The sequence below is a fragment of the Fusibacter sp. genome (assembly GCF_057447755.1).
In genome coordinates, this window is the sequence record NZ_JBVBZF010000197.1 from 1 (window position 1) to 6,532 (window position 6,532).

Consider the following 6,532-nt stretch of genomic DNA (forward strand, 5'->3'; position numbering starts at 1 on the left):
CGCTGTACCAGTTTCAGCTAAAACGGGTGAAGGTCTCGACAAACTTTTAGAGATGGTATTGCTTGTTGCTGAGGTACTCGAGTTAAAAGCAAATCCAGATCGTTTGGGTGTAGGTACTGTAATTGAAGCTAAAGTTGTTAAGGGTCGTGGTACTGTAACGACAATCATCCTTGAAAAAGGTCAAATGAATGTTGGTGATCCTATCGTTGCAGGTGCATCTGCAGGTAGAATCAAAGCAATGTACAATGATAAAGGTAAGAAAGTTAAAAGAATCGGTCCATCAACTTCGGTTGAAATTGATGGTTTATCGGATATACCACAAGCTGGTGACAAAATTTTCGTTACACCTGATGAAAAAACAGCAAAAGTTTTTGCTGATAAGAATGCAATTCAAGTAAGAGAAAAATCGCTCAGCAAAAATAGCGGTCTTACACTTGAGCAATTATTTGACAAAATTCAACAAGGTGAGATCAAAGATCTTAACATCATCGTTAAGGCAGATGTTCATGGATCTGTAGAAGCGATCAAACAATCACTTCTCAAAATTAAAAATGAAGAAGTTCGTGTGAATATTATTCATGCGAGTGTTGGCGCTATTTCAGAGACCGATGTAACACTTGCATCTGCATCTAACGCAATCATCATCGGCTTCAACGTTAGACCATCTATGAATGTGGCATTTATGGCCGATCAAGAGGGTGTCGATCTTAGAACTTACAGAATTATCTACGATGCGATTAACGATGTTGAAACGGCTATGAAGGGCATGCTCAAGCCAGTATTTAAGGAAGTTGTACTTGGTAGAATTCAAGTTAGAGCTACTTTCAAAGTGCCAAATGTCGGTACGATTGCTGGTGGATATGTTACAAGTGGTAAAGTGACAAGAAATGCACAAGTTAGACTTATTCGCGAAGGTATCGTAATCTTCGAAGGCAAGATTTCATCACTTAAACGCTTTAAGGATGATGCTAAAGAAGTTAATACCGGATTTGAATGTGGTATCGGTCTTGAAAAGTATGATGACTTGAAAGAAAACGATGAAATCGAAGCATTCATCATGGAAGAAGTTAAGAGAGATTAATCCTAATCATGGGTATATTAAGAATGAACCATCAGTCTATGATGGTTCATTCTATAAACACATATAAAGAAAGAAGGTGTTTATATGTCTAAATCTAGAAATAAACGCATAAACGAAGAAATAAAGAAGATTGTCAGCCATATCATTATGTTTGAACTTAAAGATCCGAGGGTCTCAAAGCTTGCGTCTGTTACTTACGTGGATGTTACAAATGACCTTAGATATGCGACAATCTACATCAGTGTGTTTGATCCAAAACACAATACACAACAAACCATTGATGGCTTAAATAGTGCAAAAGGCTTTATCAGGAAAGAAATTGGTAAAGGGGTCAAACTCAGATACACGCCTGAGCCCATTTTCAAGCAAGATACATCAATTGAGCATGGGATGCACATCAATGACATTATTGGCTCGTTAAACATCAAACATGATGAAAATCTTGAAGATGCAGATGAATTTGAAGATGCAGACGAGCTTGATGAAGATGATGAATTTGAAGATGATGACGAAGAATAGAATTTGAGGAAGATTATGAATACAAAATTTGAGGCTTTAAGAAAACAAGTAGAGGCAGCCAATGTCAATACCGTTTTGATTTTACCTCATATACTTCCTGATGGCGACACTCTAGGGTCCGCAATCGGGATGTATCATTTAATTAAAAGCTTTAATAAAAAAGGGTATATTGTCTTGAATGATGATATACCTTCAAATTTATTGTTTTTATTTGAGGAAAATCAGAATATAATCATTTCGTCAGAAGAAGCGATGAAAATGGCCTATGACCTAGTTATTATTGTAGACACTGGTGAAGTTAAGTTAATTGAAGACCGTGTGGCCTTAATCGGACCTAATATGAATACGATTAGTATTGACCATCATATTACCAATCAAAATTTTGCAGAATTGAACATTGTTGATTCAGAAGCGTCTTCAACGGGTGAGATTGTCTTCGAAATTCTGGATTATTTTAATATAAAGCTTGATGCTTTCACTGCTCAAGGGCTTTATGCTGCCATCGTAACGGATACAGGCAGTTTTAGATATTCTAATACAAGACCATATACCTTTGAGGTCTGTAAGAAGTTAATGGAAGAATCATTTGATTTTAACCGATTAAATGTAGAGATATTTCAAAACAAATCATTTGAAAAGTTACTACTATTAAATAAAATATTTGATACCTTAACACTTCATTTTAATGGAAAGTGTGCCGTCGTGAAATTGCCTCAAATCTTAAAAGACAAGTTGTCACTTTCAGAATATGACACAGATGGAGTTGTTGAATATGTTCGTGACATCAAAGGCGTAGAGGTTGTTGTCTTTATAAAACACATGTCCGCTAATGTCCACAAAATTTCCATGCGGTCTAAAAATGATTTTGACGTCAGCAAGGTGGCACTTGCCTTCAATGGTGGTGGTCATAAAAAAGCAGCGGGCTTCAAGGTTGAAGAGAGTGACGTTGAAATCGAGCGGGCAATACTCAAAATGATTGGAGAGTTCATATAATGCGTGAACCATTGAATGGTGTAATCGTGATCGATAAGCCAAAAGAAATGACTTCTCATGATGTGGTGGCAATTTTAAGGAAGAAATTAAATACAAAAAAAATTGGCCATACAGGGACATTGGATCCCATGGCAACTGGGGTGCTACCAATATGTATTGGGCGTGCAACTAAAATAGTTGATTTTTTACTTGAGAATGCAAAAGCCTACCACTGTGAGATGCAGTTAGGTGCCGCTACGGATACCCAAGATAGGTGGGGAGTGGTAACACAAAAATGCGAATCTTTTGATTTGGATGAAGAGAAAATACTAGATGCTATTTTGAGTTTTGTCGGTGAAATTGATCAGGTACCGCCAATGTATAGCGCCTTAAAAGTTAATGGCGAAAAACTCGTTGACCTCGCTCGAAAGGGGATTGTTGTTGAACGGGAAGCAAGGCGGAGAACGATCCATAGCATCGAAAATATAGTTGTAAGACAACATACAATAGAGTTTGATGTGATGTGTTCGAAGGGAACATACATCAGAACACTCTGTCATGACATTGGTCTTAAACTCGGTTGCTATGCGCACATGACAGAGCTTAGAAGAACGATGTCTGACCCCTTCAAAATGAATCAAGCAATCGAGCTTGATCAAGTTGATCTGGAGACAATTTCGAAACACTTGGTATCGATTGAAGAAGCGCTTTCATTTATGGAAGGCATTGAATTACCGGATACGGATAAGTATCATAAACTTATCCAAAATGGGGTAAAAATACAATTGGATCGATTTAAAAATGAGAATCAATTGAAATGTCAGTGTAAATTCTATAGAATATACGTAGGTAGTACTTTTTATGGTATTGCTGAAAATACAGATAAGGGATTGTTCATGAAGAAATTACTATAAATAGGGCAATCAATAAAGAATGGTGTTTTTATGAAAATATATTTTGAACTAGAGGAAATTGACGTATTAGAAAGCAGCACATCAGTTGCTTTGGGTACATTTGACGGCTTGCATATTGGTCATATGGAGGTCTTGGGAGAAATGAAGAAAACTGCTGAAAGCAGGGGGCTAAAGACTTTTGTCTACACTTTTTCCAACCATCCACGTGAAATTTTGACGCCCAATAATGTACCACCTAAAATTATGGATGTAGATGAGAAAACTCAAATTTTTACGCGATTTGGCCTTGATTATTTGGCTTTAATTAAGTTTGATGAGTCTCAGTTAAAAATTGAGCCTGAAGATTTTATAAAAGATGTTCTAATCGGTAAACTCCATATGAAGCATTTGACGGTGGGGTATGACTATCGATTTGGCAGAAAAGCAAGAGGCGATATCAATATGCTTATTGAGTTTTCCAAACTTTATGATTACACATATGAAATTGTCGAACCCATTATGAAGAATGAAATTAGAATATCTTCTACTTTGATACGCGAACTTTTAACTGAAGGTAAAATTGAAGAAGCAAATTTTTTCCTAGGTAGAAAACACTTTGTTAAAGGTACTGTTGTGGAAGGTAAAAAACTTGGAAAGACAATCGGTGTACCAACTGCGAATTTGAGAATCAAAGAAAATATCAGTACGATTAAATCAGGTGTTTACATCACTGAAACCATTTACAAGGGCACCCAATACCAGAGCGTTACAAATGTAGGCTATAATCCAACTTTTCAACAGGTTGGTCTCAACATGGAAACCTACATCTTTGATTTTGATCAAGTTCTGTACGGCGAGGTTATTGAAGTACATTTCATAAAACGTTTAAGGGATGAACTCAAGTTTAATTCAGTGGATGAACTGGTTGAGAAAATGGAAGAAGATTTAAATAATGCAAGTGAATATTTCAAAAGTCACTTGTCTAAATAGTCGATTGGTGATATAATTCTAATGTTGTATACCATTTGCCCTGTTGCTCGAGACTCCGACGACTACATAGCTTATGGTGAAAATTATGAAATGGAGGAAACAAACATGATTACAAAAGAAAAAAAATTAGAAATTATCGAGAAATTTAAAACGCATCCAACGGACACTGGTTCTCCAGAGGTTCAAATTGCACTTTTAACTTTCAGAATCAATGATTTAAATGAGCATTTAAAAGCTCATAAAAAAGATCATCACTCAAGAAGAGGTCTTTTAAAAATGGTAGGTCAAAGAAGAAACCTTCTTACTTACTTAAAAGACAACAATCTTGACAAATACAGAAGCTTAATTCAAGAGTTAGGATTAAGAAAATAGTATGAGATAAAGGTAGATTGCAAAATCTACCTTTTTTTTACGAAGTGGCAGCTTTTGCAAAGTGTTAGTTTTTTTACGAAGTGGTTGCGGCCATATGATTTAATCCTTTATATTTGTACATTAATTTAGTATAATATAGGGAGTGGTAATTTTACAAAGCGTTATCCAAGAATTTATCTTAAAATCCTACTTATTTGAAGTGAGCCCTCAGTGATCTATAAGGTGAGTGCTGATTTGAAATAAGTAGGATAAATTCTGTGAGATGATGTCAATTTATTAGGAGGCATTATGATTAAAGAAGTTAGAGTTTTTGAAAAAGAAATTGCTGGAAGGCCATTTAAAGTTGAACTTGGCAAAATGGGTAATTTAGCAAACGGTTCTGCACTTGTAAGCTATGGTGAAACAGTAATCTTAATCACTGCAGTTGCAAGTAAAAAACCAAGAACAGGCATAGATTTCTTCCCGCTAAGTGTGGAATTTGAAGAAAAATTATACTCTGTAGGTAAAATCCCAGGTGGTTTTATTAAAAGAGAAGGTAGACCTTCTGAGAAGGCAGTATTAACAGCTAGACTTATTGATAGACCAATTCGTCCGCTTTTCCCAGATGGTATGAAAAATGATGTACAAGTAACTGCAACTGTATTATCAGTTGATCAAGATTGTACACCTGACACAGTGGCTATGAATGGTGCCTCTATTGCACTTGGTGTTTCTGATATTCCTTTCAATGGACCAGCGGCTGCTGTTGTTGTTGGATACGTTGATGGCAAATTAGTCATCAATCCTACAGTGGAAGAAGCTGAAAAATCAAGATTACACTTAGTTGTTTCGGGTACTAAAGAAGCGGTTGTAATGGTTGAAGCTGGTGCGGATATTTTACCTGAAGATATCATGCTTGAAGCGATAATGTTTGGTCATGAAACCATCAAAGAAATTTGTGCGTTTATCGAAATGATCAGCAATGAAGTTGGTAAGCCTAAGTTTGAAGTTATTATTCCAGAAGTAGACCAAGCTTACACACAAGAAATTTATGATTTCTTAGCTGAAAAAATGGATAAAGCGGTTAGAATTCATGACAAGCATGAGCGTAATGATGCGCTTGATGAGTTAAAAGATGAACTTCTTGCACATTTTGAAGAGTCTCATCCAGACGACAAAGACTTCTTAAAAGAACAATTTAAAGCAATTGAAAAAACAATTGTTAGAAAAATGATTACCCATGAAGGTGTAAGACCTGATGGTAGAGGTATTAGAGATATTCGTCCGGTATCATGTGAAGTTGGTTTACTTCCGAGAACACATGGATCTGGTTTGTTTACAAGAGGTTTAACACAAGCACTTACCATTACTACTTTAGGTGCTTTAGGAGAATCTCAACGTATTGATGGTCTTGGACTTGAAGATACCAAGAGATATATGCACCACTATAACTTCCCACCGTTCTCAGTAGGTGAAACTGGAATCAACAGAACCAACAGAAGAGCGATCGGTCATGGGGCCTTAGGTGAAAGAGCATTAGTTCCTGTACTACCTTCAGAAACAGAATTCCCGTACACTATCCGTTTGGTATCAGAGGTTGTAACTTGTAATGGTTCTAGTTCACAAGCGAGTATTTGTGGTAGTACATTATCATTACTTGATGCTGGTGTACCGATTAAGGATTCAGTTGCTGGTATTGCAATGGGCTTAATTCAAGAGGACAACA

Annotated in this window: 6 protein-coding genes and 1 pseudogene; all 7 read left to right on the forward strand. The window is 36.3% G+C overall.

Going from position 1 to position 6,532, the window contains the following annotated elements; all coding sequences use genetic code 11:
• On the forward strand, positions 1 to 1,081 hold a 1,081-nt coding region (gene infB / locus AC220I_RS16190), incomplete at its 5' end, for a translation initiation factor IF-2 (protein WP_486724900.1).
• Positions 1,082 to 1,165: 84 nt separating this feature from the next.
• A pseudogene (gene rbfA / locus AC220I_RS16195) lies at positions 1,166 to 1,510 on the forward strand (30S ribosome-binding factor RbfA); the annotation flags it as partial.
• A 105-nt stretch (positions 1,511 to 1,615) separates the two neighbouring features.
• Positions 1,616 to 2,593 carry a DHH family phosphoesterase gene (locus tag AC220I_RS16200; protein ID WP_486724901.1) on the forward strand — a complete coding sequence of 326 codons (978 nt, stop codon included), beginning with the start codon at positions 1,616 to 1,618 and terminating at the stop codon, positions 2,591 to 2,593.
• Positions 2,593 to 3,486 (forward strand): tRNA pseudouridine(55) synthase TruB, encoded by an 894-nt coding sequence (gene truB, locus AC220I_RS16205; protein ID WP_486724902.1) that lies wholly within the window; start codon positions 2,593 to 2,595, stop codon positions 3,484 to 3,486. The genes AC220I_RS16200 and truB overlap by 1 nt, the downstream gene beginning before the upstream one ends.
• Positions 3,487 to 3,516: 30 nt before the next feature.
• Positions 3,517 to 4,455, forward strand: a complete 939-nt coding sequence (locus AC220I_RS16210) for a bifunctional riboflavin kinase/FAD synthetase (protein WP_486724903.1) — start codon at positions 3,517 to 3,519, stop codon at positions 4,453 to 4,455.
• A gap of 105 nt (positions 4,456 to 4,560) precedes the next feature.
• Positions 4,561 to 4,827 (forward strand): 30S ribosomal protein S15, encoded by a 267-nt coding sequence (gene rpsO, locus AC220I_RS16215; RefSeq protein WP_486724904.1) that lies wholly within the window; start codon positions 4,561 to 4,563, stop codon positions 4,825 to 4,827.
• A 288-nt stretch (positions 4,828 to 5,115) separates the two neighbouring features.
• The coding region (locus tag AC220I_RS16220) for a polyribonucleotide nucleotidyltransferase (RefSeq protein ID WP_486724905.1) at positions 5,116 to 6,532 on the forward strand (1,417 nt) is incomplete at its 3' end.

What these genes read in the sequence shown, in the direction of transcription:
- AC220I_RS16200 (WP_486724901.1), top strand. Translation starts at nt 1,616, where the DNA reads ATGAATACAAAATTTGAGGCTTTAAGAAAACAAGTAGAGGCAGCCAAT.
- truB (WP_486724902.1), top strand. Translation starts at nt 2,593, where the DNA reads ATGCGTGAACCATTGAATGGTGTAATCGTGATCGATAAGCCAAAAGAA.
- AC220I_RS16210 (WP_486724903.1), top strand. Translation starts at nt 3,517, where the DNA reads ATGAAAATATATTTTGAACTAGAGGAAATTGACGTATTAGAAAGCAGC.
- rpsO (WP_486724904.1), top strand. Translation starts at nt 4,561, where the DNA reads ATGATTACAAAAGAAAAAAAATTAGAAATTATCGAGAAATTTAAAACG.